This is a genomic window from Paraburkholderia sp. J12, from assembly GCF_905220215.1.
Lineage (GTDB): Bacteria > Pseudomonadota > Gammaproteobacteria > Burkholderiales > Burkholderiaceae > Paraburkholderia.
Map to the genome: position 1 here is coordinate 172,232 of NZ_CAJMZC010000002.1, position 14,595 is coordinate 186,826.

The window sequence follows — 14,595 nt, forward strand, 5'->3', positions numbered from 1 at the left end:
ATGCGCGAAGCCGCACGCGACGAGGCGCCGACGATGCACCACAAAGGCGCATCGCCCCATTCACACTCGCCGCCAGCTGCCCTGGAAGAGCGGCTCGGCAACGCCCGTGCGGCCCGCCGGCGCGGCGTACACGCCGCCGGCATGCAGGTCGCGAGCGAGCGCCTCGGCCGTGAGATCCACGCGCGCGCTCGTGACATAAAGCGTGTCCAGCAACGCACCGCCGAGCGTAACGCAGCTTGGCTGCGCTGTGGGAATCTTTACACGCGCGGTTTCCCTGCCATCCGCGTCGTAGCGCACCACGCGCTCGCCGCCCCATTGCGCGTTCCACAGACCGCCATCGGCATCGACGGTCGAGCCGTCCGGCACGCCGGTTTCGTCCGCAAGCGCGACGAACACCCGATCGTTTGCAATCGTCCCATCGGCGCCGTAATCGCATGCACGGATTTGGCGCGTGGGGGAATCGCAGTAGTACATCGTCGCGCCGTCCGGGCTGAACGCGATGCTGTTCGAAATGGCCGGCGCCGGGAGCGGCAGGCGCTCCAGCGTCAAATCGCGGTTGAGGCGGTAAAAGCCGCCGATCGGCTGCACCGGCGCCGCTTCGTCCTTCGTGCCGAACACGAAGCGCCCCTGGCGGTCGCAGCGGCCGTCGTTCACGCGTGTATTCAGGTCCGGCTCGATTGCGACGATCGGTTGCAGATCGCCCGTTTGCAGATCGAAGAACGCCAGCCGCGAGGCGAGCCCCAGCAGCAACGTGCTCTCGTCCTCGCACAGAGAGAAGCAGCCCAGCCGCTCCGGCATCTCCCACGTCACATGCGAACCGTCGCGCGGGTCGTAGCGTGACAGGCTCGCGCCTTCGATATCGGTCCAGTAAAGACGGCCGCTGCGCGCGCACCAGGTCGCGCCTTCGCCCAGCAGATTGCGGGCATCCACCACCAGGGCCGCCGTGGCGGCTGCGTTTGCGCTCATGCCCAGCCTCCATCCACGACGATGTCCTGCGAGGTGATCATGCGGCTGTCGTCGGCGGCGAGGAAAAGCGCCATGCGCGCGAGATCGTCGGGCAGCAGTTCGGCGTCGATGCACTGGCCGCGCTTGATGGCCTCGCGGCCCGCGTCGGTGAGCCACAGGCGCCGCTGCTTGTCGGTCATCGCCCAGCCGGGGGCGAGCGTGTTCACGCGTATGCCGTAGGGCCCGAGTTCTTTCGCGAGACCGCGCGTGAGGCCCTGCACCGCCGACTTGCTCATCACGTACACGGGATAGTCGCTGTTCTTCAGCATCCAGCTGATCGACCCCATGTTGATGATCGAGCCTGCGCGCGCGGCCTTCATGTCCTCTGCCACGGCCTGCGTGGCGAACAACTGATGCCGCACGTTCACGGCGATGCCTTCGTCGAACGACTCGGGCGTGACGTCCGCGAGCGCATGGCGGCGGTCGTTCGCCGCATTGTTCAGCAGCACTTCGATGGGGCCGAACGCCGCTTTCACGTCGACAATCGCCGCGCGCAGCGCGCCGATATCGGTGAGGTCGCAGGTGACGAAAAGCGGCTTGTGCCGCGAGTCGCCGAGCGAATCCGCAAGCGCTGCGCCCGCGCTCGTGTCGATGTCGAGAAAGCCCACGCGCGCGCCCTGCGCGGCGAAGTGCTCGACGAAAGCGGCGCCGATGCCGGTCGCGCCGCCCGTCACGAGGACGACGCGATCGACGAGGCTCGGATAGCGCGCGTAAGGCTCGTGCGCGTGGCGCGCGACGGCATTGGCGGGAGACGACATCGTTCGGATTCCTTGATAGTTAGTCGCGTGCGCCGCGGTTCTTCAACTGGTCGAGCAGCACCGCCGCGAGCAGGATCGCGCCGCGCACGAGGTACTGGTAGAACGCATCGATGTTGAGCAGGTTCATCACGTTTTCGACCGTGCCCATGATGAGCACGCCGATCACCACGCCCGAGATCGTCGCGCGCCCGCCCAGCAGCGACACGCCGCCCAGCACGCAGGCCGAAATCACGTTCAGCTCGAAGCCTTCGGCCGCATTCGGCTGGCCCGAGGTGATGCGCGAGGCGAGGATCACGCCGGCGAGCGCGGTAACGGCGCCCTGGATCAGGAAAATCCAGACGCGCGTGCGCTCGACGTTGATACCCGCCAGGCGCGAAGCTTCCGGATTGCCGCCGATGGCGAGCGTATTGCGCCCATACACGGTGTGATTGAGCATCACGCCGAACACGATGAAGCACAGGAGCGTGACCCAGATGGGCAGCGAAACGCCGAAGAACGCCATCGTGCCGAGCGCGATGAACGCATCCGACGAAACCCCCACCGCCTGGCCGTGCGAGACGATGAAGCCGAGGCCGCGCACGATTTCCATGGTGGCGAGCGTGGTGATCAGCGCGTTGATGCGCAGATACGCGATCACGGCGCCGTTCACGAAGCCGATCGCGGCGCCCGCCGCCACGGCGGCGACGATCGCGATGAAAGTGCTGTTGGTCGCGTTGAGCACCATCGCGCACAGCACGCCCGCGAACGCCACCGTGGAGCCCACGGAGAGGTCGAAGTCGCGCGAGGCAAGACAGAACATCATCGTGCAGGCCACCATGCCGATCTGCGAGACCGAGAGCGCGAGGCCCAGCATGTTCTCGATCGAAAAGAAGTGATCGACGGTCAGCGACATCACGATGAACATGACCACGAAGATCACGATCAGGCTGTACTCGGTGATCTGCTGCCACCACTTCTGCTTGTCGCTCGTCTGCGGGATCAGCGCGTCGGCGACGGTTTTGGCAGCCTCGGCCGCCAGGTTTTCTCTCGCTTGCATTTCAGTCACTCCTCCCCGTCCACTCATGCGGCCAACGCCGGCGCGCGCTTGGGCAGCGCGAGATCCAGCACCGCGTGTTCGCTCGCCGCGCTGCGCGGCAACTCGCCCGAAATACGGCCTTCGCGCATCACGACGATGCGATCCGACACGCCAAGCACCTCAGGCAACTCCGATGACACCATCACGATCGCGCAGCCGCGTGCCGCGAGCTGGTAGATCACGTTATAGATTTCGTGCTTCGCCCCCACGTCGATACCGCGCGTGGGCTCGTCCAGAATCACGACTTTCAGGTCCGGCTCCGCGAGCCAGCGCGAAAGAATCGCCTTCTGCTGGTTGCCGCCCGACAGGAAGCGGATCTTCTGGCGGCGGCTCGGCGTCTTGATCTTCAGCAGCTTGATGAAGCGGTCCGCCGTTTCGGCTTCCTTCTTGCGGTCGAGGAACATGCCCGCACGCAGGAAGTGCCGGCGGCAGCTGATGTTGATGTTCTCCGAAACCGAAGCAATCGCGACGATGCCCTGTTCCTTGCGGTCCTCGGGACACAGCACGATGCCGTGGCGGATCGCGTCGCCCGCGCTCTTCACCTTGACCGTCTTGCCGTCGAGCACGATCTCGCCGGCGCCGCGCTTGTGCGTGCCGTACACGAGCTGCATGAGCTCGCTGCGCCCGGCGCCCACGAGGCCGAAGAAGCCGACGATCTCGCCCGCCTTCACCTCGAAGTTCGCGGGTTCGGTAAGCGGATGGCCTGTCACGCCGCGCACCGCGAAGCGCACGTCGCCCAGTTCGCGCGGCGTGTAGTTGTAGATGTCGCTGATCTCGCGCCCCACCATTTCGGCGACGATGGTTTCGCGCTTCACGCCGTCGAGCGTTTCGTGCGAGGCCACCTTGCGGCCGTCGCGGAAGATCGTGCAGGCGTCGCACAGCTCGTAGATCTCGTCCATGCGGTGCGAGATGTAGATGAGCGCGCGGTTGTCGGCACGCAGTTCGCGCACGAGCTTGAAGAGCACTTCGGTCTCGCGGTGCGAGAGCGAGCTGGTGGGCTCGTCGAGCGCGATCACGCGCGCATTGCGCAAGAGCGCCTTGCAGATTTCCACCATCTGGCGCTGCGCGATGGAGAGCTTGCGCAGCTTCGCGGCGGGATCGAGGTCCACGCCCATCGCTGCGAGCCGCTCGCGCACGAAGCGGCGCGCCTCGCTGCGCTTGACCCAGCCGAGCGTATTCGGCAGCGCGCCGAGCAGCAGGTTTTCGGCCACGGTCAGGTCCGGCACGTACTGCAGTTCCTGGTGGATCACGGCAATGCCCGCGCCGATCGACGCGGCGGCATCGGCAAACCGCACTTCGTTGCCGTCCACGAGGATGCGGCCCGAGTCCGGCTGGTACTCGCCGCCCAGGATCTTGAGCAGGGTGGACTTGCCGGCGCCGTTTTCGCCCATCAGGCCGTGCACCTGGCCCGCGTGCACGTCGAACGCCACGCCGTCCAGCGCGCGCACGCCCGGAAACACCTTGCCGATATTGTCAAAACGCAGTGTCGCTGACACTTCGGTTTCCTCTCGATCGATACAGCCCAACCACCCGTTCTGCCTCGCCGCGCTGCCGGTGCGCCTCACCTACGACACCGGCAGCGGGCGGCAGGAAACACTCGACCCGGTCACGCGCAAACGTCGGTCCGGGCCCGGTTCGAATCAGGTTCGAACGCTTACTTCGCCGCGAGACCCATCTGCTCGCGCACCTGGTTCACGTTGTCGCGCGTGGCCAGCATGCCCGTCGTCAGCGTGAGGAGCGGCGGCTCCTTGCCCTGCGTGATCCACGCGTACATCAGGTTCGAGGTTTCCTCGCCGTGGCGCTTCGGGCTGATGATCACGGTGCCGTAGAAGCCCGTGGGCTGCGGCTTCTTGAACTCGTTGAGCGCCGAATCCGAACCGCCGATGCCGATGCCGATCATGTTGTCGGCCTTGAAGCCGCGGCCTTCCGCTGCGCGCACGGCGCCCAGCACGGCTTCGTCGTTCAGGCCGTAGGCGACCCAGTGCTTGAATTGCGGGTTCTTCGTGAGCGCGATGTTGGCGGCGTTGAAGGCGTTTTCCGTGTCGGTCTTCGCCTGCGGCGCTTCGATCACGTTCGCCTTCGGGAAGCCGGCGGCCACGAGCGCGTCGGTCGCGCCGCTCGTGCGGTCATGCGCCGTCGGCAGCTGTTCGTAGGTCACGTCGATGGCGCCCACGTCCTTCATGTCCCAGCCGCGCTTCTTGATTTCGGCGGCGATGCCGTCACCGACCTGCTTGCCGATGTTGTACGCCGAGATGCCCATGTGCGGTACCGACTCGATCGGCTTGCCCGCGCCGTCGACGAGACGGTCGTCCACCGTCATCATCTTGAGGCCGTCGGCCTTGGCCTTGGCGACGATGCCCGGTCCGAGCTTGACGTCGGGCGTGCAGATGATGAAGCCCTGGGCCTTCTGCGCAGCGAGGTTGTCGATTGCGCTCATCACCTTCTCGCCCGAGGGCGCGCCGATCTTCACGAGCGTGAAGCCGTCCTGCTTGGCCGCCATTTCGGCGAACTTCCACTCGTCCTGGAACCACGGTTCCTCGGGTTGCTTCACGAGAAAGCCGATCTTGACCTGGTCGGCGGCCTGCGCGATGGGCGCCTGGACGAGCGAGGCGCTCGTGGCAACCGCGGCAGCCATCAGCGTCAGAAAGATGCGTCGTTGCATGGTGTCAGTCTCCTGTCTTCTTCATTCACTGGAAGGGTAGGCCGCCTCTTCTTCTCCCCGTCGATGCGCGCGGCCAGCGCTCCGGCGGATTCCTGCTTTTCCTGCTTTTTACCTGGCTATTGCTTCGGATTCCTGCTCGTCTGAGCATGCTTCTTCAGTCGTGGTAGAGCGCCGTGCGCCCACCGTCAATCGTGATGCAGCTCGCATTGATGAACGGCGCCTCGTCCGAGGCGAGGAACACCGCTGTCATCGCCACCTCATCCGGGCGGCCGATGCGCTTCATCGGCGAAAGCGCCAGCGTCTCTGCGCGCGCGGCTTTCGGGTCCTGCTGCGAATCCCACCAGTCGCGCGTGAGCTGCGTTTCGATGTAGCCCGGCGCGATGGCGTTCACCCGCACGTTCTTCGGCGCGTATTCGATGCCGAGCGCGCGCGTGAGGCCCAGCACGCCATGCTTGGCGACCGGGTAGGGAAAGCAGCCCGGAATGATCTGGAACGCGTGCGTGGACGCGATGTTCACGATGCTGCCCGCGCCGCGCTCGACCATGCCCGGCAGCACCGCGCGGCAGCCGTTCCACACGCCGTCCAGATCGACGGCGAAGCAGCGGCGCCAGTCGTCGTCGGTCATCGTGAGCGGGTCGGCGAACACGTTGATGCCGGCGTTGTTCACGAGCACGTCCACCGGGCCGAAAGCGCGCGCGGCCTCGTCCACGGCGGCGCGCACCGAAGCCGCCTGGGTCACGTCGGTCTGCACCGCCAGCAGCTTCGCTGCCTCATGCTGCGCGGCGATTTCGCGGGCCGTTCCCTGCGCCGTTTCGCCGTCGAGTTCCGCGAGCACCACCGCCGCGCCTTCGGCCGCGAACGCACGCGCGATCGCCGCACCGATGCCGCGGCCGGCGCCGGTCACGAGTGCGACCTTGCCCGCCAGACGGTTCATGCCTTCGCTCCCGCTCCCGCGGCCGGCGCGTTCTTTGCATTCACCAACGCCTCTTGCGTCGCGCGCCAGCCGGCCACGAAAGCCTGTGCGTTCGCCCGCGTGGCGGCCACGTCCTGCCCCGGCTTGTAGAGGGCCGAGCCGAGCCCGAACCCGCTCGCGCCCGCAGCAAGCTGCGGCCCCATGTTCCCGGGCGTCACGCCGCCCACCGGCAGGAGCGGCACTACAGCCGGAATCACCGCGCGCCATGCCTTCGTCACAGCCGGCCCCAGTTGTTCGGCCGGGAACATCTTCAGCGCGTCGGCGCCGTGCGTGAGCGCGGCGAAGGCTTCCGTCGGCGTGGCGACGCCCGGCACGCACGCCATGCCTTGCAGCTTCGCGGCGAGGATCACGTCGGTATCGGCGTGCGGCATCACGATCAGTTCGCCGCCCGCGCACTTCACGTCGCGCACGCGCGCCGTGGAGAGGACGGTGCCGGCGCCCACCATCGCATCGGCGGGCAGCGCCGCGCGCAACGCCGCGATGCTGTCGAGCGGATCCGGCGAATTCAGCGGCACCTCGATCAGGCGAAAGCCCGCTTCATAGAGCGCGCGGCCGTGATCGGCGGCTTCGGCGGGCGTGATGCCGCGCACGATGGCGACCATCCGGCAAGCGGCGAACGCAGCTACGAACCCCGGGTGCGGCGTGTAGGGAGCGGGCAGATTCAGTTCGGGTTCCATATCGTGTTCCGGGATTCGGTTGCTCGGCTCATGTCGGTTCGTGTTGGCTCATATCGGCTCATATCGGCTCGAGCGCGCTCATTGCGGTACGGGCGATATCGACGCCGGGGGCGCGTCCGGCACAACCAGACCCGCCTTCACCGCGATGTGCCACAGTCCGCGCTCGGTAGCCTGATGCGCGAGCCGCGCGCCCTTGCAGCCGAACTGCTCCAGCGCGAGCCGATAGCGCTCGCAAAGCGCATCCGTGCCGATCAGCTGCGGCGCGCACGCGGCCAGCGACACATCCCGTCGCGCCAGCGAAGCTTCCAGGCCCAGCAGTTCATGGCCGATCACGAGGCCCGAGAGATAGTCGGGCTGCTCGTCGGCGGCGAGCTGGCCGGTCAGGCCCAGCGTGCGCGCGCTGAACGCCGTCGCAAGCAGCCCCGCGCTGCCATGCTCGCGCGCCACGTTCACGCCGCGCACGAACGCGGGCGTATCCGGATCGACGGGATGCTTCATCGTGCGGCCCAGAATCGTGTGCGCCGTGAGCGCCGCATACACCTCGCCCGTCATGAAGGTATAGAAGCGCGCGATACGCCCGCCCTCCACCACCACCCATTTCGCGTGCGTGCCAGGCAGGCCGATCAGCGCGGTCTGCGCGTCTTCGGGCGTCGCGGCACCGCGCAATGCGCCGAAAACCTGGGTTTCCTCGCCGCGCATCACGTTCGGCAACGCGCCCTGCTCCAGCACGCCCGGCACGACTGCGAGTTCGACGCCGCCCGCCGTGCGCACGCGCACAATGCCCGCAACCAGCGCATCAGCGCTCGCGGGCGTTTCGACATAGGGCGCCTGCACCCAGCCCTGCGCGCTGCCCACCATGCCCGCCGCGAGCACCGGCAGCGAGGGGGCCGCGGCGAGCCAGACGCCGCACGCTTCCTCGAACGCCGTATCGAATCCGCCTGCTTCGGCAGGAATCGGCAGGTTCATGATCCCGGCCGTGGAAACGCGGGTTGCCAGCACCTCGCCTGCTGCGTCGAACAAGTAGGCGCGCAACGACGTCGTGCCCCAGTCGAGCGCGATCAGCGCGGCGCGCGCGGCCACGTCCGGCGCATCCTGAGCGGCCGTGGCGCCTTTCTCCTGTGCCTTCATCGGCGAATCCTGCGCGTAGCCGGTTGCGGAGCGCGCCAGCCGAGCTCCTGGGAAATCGCGCGCGCTTCGCGCTGCACGACGGGAATCAGCTCGTCCATGCGTTCGAGCGGCATATACGGAATCGTGCTCGCCACCGAAAGCGCCGCAACGATCGCCCCCGACGCGTCGCGCACCGGCGCGGCCACGCAGCGGATGGAAATTTCGTTCTCCTCCAGATCGAAGGTGTACCCGCCGGCCGAATAGGTCGCCATGCGCCTCATGAAGGTATCCGGGTCGAGACTGTGATCGGGGCGAAAGCTCACGCCCGCGAGCGTGCGGCGCGACGCGTCGAACAAGGCGCGCCACGAAGGCGGTTCGAGGTCCAGCATCATGGCCTTGCCGATGCCCGTCGAGGCGAGCGGCATGCGGTGCCCCACGCGCGAACGCATTTCGAGGCCGCGCTGGCCGGGAATCTTGTCGATGTAGAGCACGTCGTCGCCGTCGCGCACGCCCAGGTGAATCGTGTCGAGCGTCGCTTCGGCAAGCGCCTCCAGATGAGTGCGGGCGACGGCCGTGAGCGGCATCTGCTCAAGCGCAATGGTGCCGAGTTCGATCAGCTTCGGACCGAGCAGGTAGCCGCCCTGGACCTGGCGCAGGTAGCGCGCCTGCACGAGGCTGGAAACGAGACGATGGGTCGTGCTGCGCGTGGTGCCGAGCACCGCGCCGAACGAGCGCAGGTCGCGCACGCCGGCCGCGGCGGCTTCGAGGATGGCGAGGCCGCGCAACAAAGTTTGCGTGCCGGCCTGCGAGGAACCGTCGAGGAGCGTCCCCGCGAGTCCGATCTCGTCGTTGCCGGCGCGCGGCTTTTGCGCGGCGGGCTTGACGTCGTCGTGACTGGCATCGGCGGCATCGGCAGCCTCGGCGTCGGACAGGCTCGCGGCGAGTGAGGTGGGCATCGCTTTGGTCATGGCGGGGCGATGAATGAGCGAAAAGGTCAGGGTCGGATTCGGGAAACGGACCGCGCGTCGTCAGACGCTGCGGGAGCCCAGGCACATGGCACGGCGGGGCGCGAAAGCGCGGCGGATCGTCCGGGGCGGCGCAGCGCCCAACGCTGGCAGGTTCATGGCGATGTCTCCGAATCTTGTGTGCCTTGCCGCAGGCGGCAGGCTCGTCTTTGTCGGTAACCGGGGCGCAGCGATGAAGACGCCTTCCGGTTGGTCTGGATTGTAGGTCCGTTTTTTCGAGATCTCCAATATGTGAATGTGGTGCTCAAATATTGGGAATATTGTGCCGGGCCGCCCACCAAACACCCACCAAACAAAAAGGCGGTCCTCTTTCGAGAACCGCCTTCGCGTACCGCCTCGCGTCACCCCCAGCCGGGGGCCACGCGCTTACTTGCCCGCGGGCGCCTTGTAGGCCACGCAATCCACCTCGACCTTGCAGTCCACCACCATGCTCGACTGCACGCAGGCGCGCGCCGGCGGATGCTCGCCGAAGTATTCGCGGAAGACCTTGTTGAACGACTGGAAGTCGCGCGCGTCGTCCAGCCAGACGCCGCAGCGCACCACGTGCTCCGCGCCGTAACCGGCTTCCTTCAGGATAGAGAACAGATTCTGGATGGCCTTGTGCGACTGCTCGACGATGCCGCCGTTGATCACCTCGCCGCCTTCCATCGGCGTCTGGCCGGAGACATACAGCCAGCCGTCCGCTTCCACGGCACGCGCGAACGGCAGATGTTGTCCGCCCTGGCCCTTGCCGCCTTCCGCTCCAATTCGTTTCATCGTCTTGCTCCTTGCAGATCGTTCGGCGCGCAGCACGCGACTGGCACGCCGAGGGTCAAAATTCGGGTTTGCTTCATTCAGAATGCCGCGGCTTCCGCATTCGCCGCTGCCGCGCTGCGCGCGCCACGCGCCACGAAGTGGCCCGCACGCTCGCCGGTAGGCGTGCCGTCGCGATACGACAGCACGCCGTTCACCCACACCGCGTCGATGCCGTCCGCCACCTGCTGCGGCTTGTCGAACGTCGCGGTGTCGCGCACCGTCGCCGGATCGAACAGCACGAGGTCGGCGTGCCAGCCCACGTGCACTTCGCCGCGCTGCGCGAGACCGAAGCGTCGCGCGGACAGGCTCGTCATCTTGCGCACCGCCTCTTCGAGCGGAATCAGCGCCGCGTCGCGCGCGTAGTGCCCGAGGACACGCGGAAACGCACCCCACAGGCGCGGATGCGGCAGCGGGTCGTTCGGCAGGCCATCCGATCCCACCATCGTCGCCGGATGCGAGAGGATGCGCCGCACGTCGTCTTCGGACATGTTGTGATAGACCGCGCCCGCCGGCTGCAGGCGTTTGCCCGCTTCCTGCTGCGAGACGCCCCATTCGGCGGCGATGTCCTTGATGAGCTTGCCCGCCTGCTCCGGGTGCGGAGTGGACCAGGTGATCGTGATGTCGATGTCGCCCGTCACCTGCTTGAGGTCGAGCGTCGACGAGCTGCGGCTGTACGGGTAGCAGTCGCAGCCGACCGGCTGATACTTGCGCGCGCCGTCGAGCGACGCCAGCACTTCGGCGCTGCGCCCCCAGTTCGAAGGCCCCGCGCATTTGAGGTGCGAGATGATCACCGGCACGCGCGCATGGCGGCCGACGTGATACGCCTCGTTCATGGCGTCGAGGATCGCGTCGAACTCGGTGCGCATGTGCGTCGTGTAGAGCGCGCCCGCTGCCGCGAGCGGCTCGGCGAGCGTCGCGACCTCTTCCGTCGAGGCTTCGTAGGCGGAACCATAGGCGAGCCCCGTCGACAACCCCAGCGCGCCGTGCGCGAGCGCCTCTTCGAGCTGCACGCGCATCCCGGCGACTTCGTCCGCCGTGGCCGCGCGCTTGAGGTTGTCCATGTGGTTGTTGCGCAGCGCGGTATGGCCGATCAGCGCGCCGACGTTTACGGCCGGCTGCGCCGCATTCACCGCGTCGACATAAGCGGCGAAGGTGGGATAACGAAACGCGTCGCGCTCGCCCAGCAGATTCATCGGATCGGGCGGATCGCCCTTGAGCGTCACCGGCGACGCACTGATGCCGCAGTTGCCGACGATCACCGTCGTCACGCCCTGGCTGATCTTCGGCAGCATTTGCGGCGAGCGGATCACGTGCGTGTCGTCGTGGGTGTGGACGTCGATGAAGCCCGGCGCGAGCGCGCGCCCGTTCGCCTCGATCACCTCCTCGGCCAGCCAGTTCGAGAGGTTGCCGATCGCCGCGATGCGGCCGTCGCGCAGCGCCACGTCGCGTTCGACGGGCGGCGCGCCGGCGCCGTCGTAGAGCATGGCGCCGACGATCAGCGTATCTGCGGCTTCAGGGTGCGAATGCATGGATATCTCCTCCTCTGGAACTCAATCGCCGAGCGGCTGGCGCTCGCCGCCGCCGCGGTGCGCATCGAGCGTATGTTTCATGCGGCGCAGCAGCTCGCGGGTGGCCTCGGGCTGCGTAAGCGCGAGTTCGGTCACGAGCACGTCGAGCGCCATCATCATCGCGTAGCGCGACGACGACGGCTTGTAGATGAAATCGGTTTCGCTCGCAACGATCGGCACGAGCCAGTCGGCGAGCGCAGCGAGCGGCGAGGCGGGCGCCGTGAGCGCGATCACCTTCGCGCCGTAGTCGCGCGCGACCCGGCAGCTGTCGAGCAGTTCGGGCACGCGCCCCGTCACGGAAAGCGCGACCACCACGCACTCGGGCGACATCGTGCTCGCCACCATGCGCTGCAGCAGGCTGTCCTGATACGACGCGACCGGCCGGCCGAGGCGCACGAGGCGAAAGCGCATTTCGTCGGCCAGCGCCGTCGAGCCGCCGCCCATGCCGAACACGTAGATCATGCGGGCGGACGAAAGCGCGGCGGCGGCCTCGGCAAGCGGCGCCTGGCGCAGCAATTCGTGATTGCGCGCGAGCGCCTCCTCGATTTCGTCGTAGACGCGCGTGGCGAGCGACCGGGGCGCGGCTTCCGCGCTGCGTTTTGCTGCACTGCGCCGGCCGGCGCCGCGCGCCTGGCCCGCTGCCCCGCCGCGCAGGAAACGCTCGCCCACCGCCGCGGCCTGCGCGATGCGCAGCTTCAGTTCGCGCACGTCCGCGCAGCCCACCGCCTTGGCAAAACGCGTAACCGATGCCACGCTCACGCCAGCGCGCTGCGCGAGTTCGCCGATGCTCGCACGCGCGGCGCCCGCGAGGTCGTCGAGAATCAGCGCGGCGACTTCGCGCTCGGCCGGGCGCAGCGCCGGCACACAGCCCGCAATGCGTGCCACGATATCGAATCGGCCGGCAAATGCGCCGGGTTCGGCGGCTGAATTCATGGGGACGGACGAAAGACGTTCACCGGACCGGCCGCGAATCCGACAAAAACTCTGACGAAAACACGGCCGGGCTTTGTTAGTAAATAACAATTCACGCGGAGATGGTACTTTGTGTACTATCTCCCGGTCAATGCCGGACCAATGCCGGATAATCAGCCAGCAGCGCAACGGAGCGAATGGAAATGAAAGTTACAAACTATCAGGGGGCGACGATCGACCCGAACAGCAAGGGTCTCGGCAACGTGCCCGGCACGAGCGTGCAGCTCGTCGATGCCGGGCGGTTCGAATGGAACCTGCTGAACGAAGACGTGAGCCTGCCCGCCGCCGTGCTCTACGAAGACCGCGTCGAGCACAACCTGAAATGGATGCAGGATTTCGTCGCCCGCTATGGCGTGAAGCTCGCGCCGCACGGCAAGACGACCATGGCGCCGCAGCTCTTTCGCCGCCAGATCGACACGGGCGCCTGGGGCATCACGCTCGCGACCGCGCACCAGACGCGCGCCGCCTATCGCGGCGGCATCTCGCGCGTGCTGATGGCCAACCAGCTGGTGGGCCGCCAGAACATGACGATGATCGCCGAGCTGCTCTCTGATCCCGACTTCGAGTTCTTCTGTCTCGTCGATTCGGTGGCAGGCGTCGAACAACTGGGTGAATTCTTCCGCTCGGCGCGGCGCACGCTAAACGTGCTGCTCGAACTGGGCGTGCCGCGCGGGCGCACCGGCGTGCGCGACGCCGAAACGCGCCGCGCCGTGGTCGAGGCGATCGGCCGTTATCCCGATTCGCTCAAGCTCGCGGGCGTCGAAATTTACGAAGGTATCCTCAAGGAAGAAAGCGAAGTGCGCACCTTCCTGCGCGACGCGATCAACGTGACGAAGGAACTGGCCGCACAGGGCCGCTTCGCGCGCACGCCCGCGCTGCTTTCGGGCGCGGGATCGGCCTGGTACGACGTGGTGGCGGAAGAGTTCGCGCCGGCCTCCGAAGCCGGCGTGATCGACGTGGTGCTGCGCCCCGGCTGCTACGTGACGCACGACGTGGGCGTGTACAAGCAGGCGCAGTCGCAGATCCTCACGCGCAATCCGGTGGCGCGCGAAATGGGCGTCGCGCTGCTGCCCGCGCTGCAGCTCTGGGCCTATGTGCAGTCGATTCCGGAGCCGGGCCGCGCGATCGTCGGCTTCGGCAAGCGCGATGCGGCCTTCGATGCCGGCTTCCCCGAGCCGTCGCGTCACTACCGCCCTTCGCGCGACGGCAAGGTCGGCGCAGCACCGCGCGAGATCGCGGCAAGCGAAGGCTGGGAAGTGTTCCAGATGATGGACCAGCACGCCTACCTGCAGATTCCCGCAGGCGCCGATATCGAGGTGGGCGACATGATCGGCTTCGACATCTCGCACCCCTGCCTCACGTTCGACAAGTGGCGCCAGGTGCTGCTGGTCGATCCGTCGTATCGCGTGAAGGAAGTGATCGAAACGTTCTTCTGATTCTTCTGCCTGGCCCCAGGCGCCCGCTCAGGCGCCGCCGCTCTCCTGCGCTTCAGGCTGCACGACAGGCTGCGCGACGGCCGCCTGGCCAATCCGCTCCTCCATCATGCGCAGCGCGCCTGAGAGCGCGGCCAGGGTGTCGTCGGGCAGCGACATCGTCAGGTTCAGAAACGCGTTGCGGCGCGGCAGGCACGCTTCGGTGGCCGCGCGCCCGGTCCCGGTCAGTCTCACGTTCGTGATGCGGTTGTCGCGCAGATCCGCGCTGCGCGTGATCCAGCCGAGCGATTCCAGCGCCTTCAACTGCCGCGTGAGCGCGCCCGGGTCCACGCGCAGGCGCTCGACGAGGCGCTTTTGCGACGACTCGCCCGCCTGGTCGTAGAGCGCCAGCAGGATGCGCCAGCGCGGCATCGGCATGCCCACCTGGGCCTCGAACGCCGCCATGAAGGTGCGGTAGGTCCGGCCGAACTGCTGGACGATGGCGATGCGATCCTGTGTATCCATATCGTGTTTCGAGTGAGAGCCGTCGCGCGCGGGCCGCGCCG

14 protein-coding genes are annotated in these 14,595 nt (G+C 67.4%); 1 reads left to right on the forward strand and 13 read right to left on the reverse strand.

Annotated elements, in window-relative coordinates:
- Positions 1-60 precede the first annotated feature (60 nt).
- From U5760_RS05690 to U5760_RS05745, 12 genes are all read right to left on the reverse strand, one after another.
- Entirely contained in the window at positions 61-966 is a 906-nt protein-coding gene (locus U5760_RS05690; protein ID WP_322010259.1) for an SMP-30/gluconolactonase/LRE family protein, read from the reverse strand.
- Positions 963-1,763 carry an SDR family NAD(P)-dependent oxidoreductase gene (locus U5760_RS05695; protein ID WP_322010260.1) on the reverse strand — a complete coding sequence of 267 codons (801 nt, stop codon included), beginning with the start codon at positions 1,761-1,763 and terminating at the stop codon, positions 963-965. Before U5760_RS05695 ends, U5760_RS05690 begins: the two co-directional genes overlap by 4 nt.
- 19 nt (positions 1,764-1,782) lie before the next feature.
- Positions 1,783-2,799 carry an L-arabinose ABC transporter permease AraH gene (gene araH, locus U5760_RS05700; protein WP_322010262.1) on the reverse strand — a complete coding sequence of 339 codons (1,017 nt, stop codon included), beginning with the start codon at positions 2,797-2,799 and terminating at the stop codon, positions 1,783-1,785.
- 23 nt (positions 2,800-2,822) lie between these two features.
- Positions 2,823-4,334 carry an L-arabinose ABC transporter ATP-binding protein AraG gene (araG, locus tag U5760_RS05705; protein WP_322010264.1) on the reverse strand — a complete coding sequence of 504 codons (1,512 nt, stop codon included), beginning with the start codon at positions 4,332-4,334 and terminating at the stop codon, positions 2,823-2,825.
- A gap of 158 nt (positions 4,335-4,492) precedes the next feature.
- Positions 4,493-5,500, reverse strand: coding sequence for an arabinose ABC transporter substrate-binding protein (locus tag U5760_RS05710; RefSeq protein WP_322010265.1), 1,008 nt, complete (start codon positions 5,498-5,500; stop codon positions 4,493-4,495).
- Positions 5,501-5,654: 154 nt separating this feature from the next.
- Complete coding sequence (locus tag U5760_RS05715; RefSeq protein ID WP_322010266.1) at positions 5,655-6,434, reverse strand: SDR family oxidoreductase; 780 nt, start codon at positions 6,432-6,434, stop codon at positions 5,655-5,657.
- Positions 6,431-7,150, reverse strand: coding sequence for a 2-dehydro-3-deoxy-6-phosphogalactonate aldolase (locus U5760_RS05720; RefSeq protein ID WP_322010268.1), 720 nt, complete (start codon positions 7,148-7,150; stop codon positions 6,431-6,433). The genes U5760_RS05715 and U5760_RS05720 overlap by 4 nt, the downstream gene beginning before the upstream one ends.
- Positions 7,151-7,228: 78 nt before the next feature.
- Entirely contained in the window at positions 7,229-8,278 is a 1,050-nt protein-coding gene (locus U5760_RS05725) for a 2-dehydro-3-deoxygalactonokinase (protein ID WP_322010270.1), read from the reverse strand.
- Positions 8,275-9,225, reverse strand: a complete 951-nt coding sequence (locus U5760_RS05730) for an IclR family transcriptional regulator (RefSeq protein WP_322010272.1) — start codon at positions 9,223-9,225, stop codon at positions 8,275-8,277. The genes U5760_RS05725 and U5760_RS05730 overlap by 4 nt, the downstream gene beginning before the upstream one ends.
- A gap of 423 nt (positions 9,226-9,648) precedes the next feature.
- Entirely contained in the window at positions 9,649-10,038 is a 390-nt protein-coding gene (locus tag U5760_RS05735) for a RidA family protein (RefSeq protein ID WP_322010274.1), read from the reverse strand.
- A gap of 77 nt (positions 10,039-10,115) precedes the next feature.
- Positions 10,116-11,606, reverse strand: coding sequence for a D-aminoacylase (locus U5760_RS05740; protein ID WP_322010276.1), 1,491 nt, complete (start codon positions 11,604-11,606; stop codon positions 10,116-10,118).
- Between the two features lie 21 nt (positions 11,607-11,627).
- On the reverse strand, positions 11,628-12,578 hold the full coding sequence (locus U5760_RS05745) for a MurR/RpiR family transcriptional regulator (protein WP_322010278.1): 951 nt from the start codon (positions 12,576-12,578) through the stop codon (positions 11,628-11,630).
- A 182-nt stretch (positions 12,579-12,760) separates the two neighbouring features.
- Between U5760_RS05745 and U5760_RS05750 the strand changes: the two genes are divergently transcribed.
- Positions 12,761-14,053: an amino acid deaminase gene (locus tag U5760_RS05750; protein ID WP_322010280.1), complete on the forward strand. Its 1,293-nt coding sequence runs from the start codon at positions 12,761-12,763 to the stop codon at positions 14,051-14,053.
- A gap of 27 nt (positions 14,054-14,080) precedes the next feature.
- On the opposite strand, the gene U5760_RS05755 is transcribed toward U5760_RS05750, so the two are convergent.
- Positions 14,081-14,554 carry a MarR family winged helix-turn-helix transcriptional regulator gene (locus U5760_RS05755; protein ID WP_322010281.1) on the reverse strand — a complete coding sequence of 158 codons (474 nt, stop codon included), beginning with the start codon at positions 14,552-14,554 and terminating at the stop codon, positions 14,081-14,083.
- Positions 14,555-14,595: the final 41 nt, after the last annotated feature.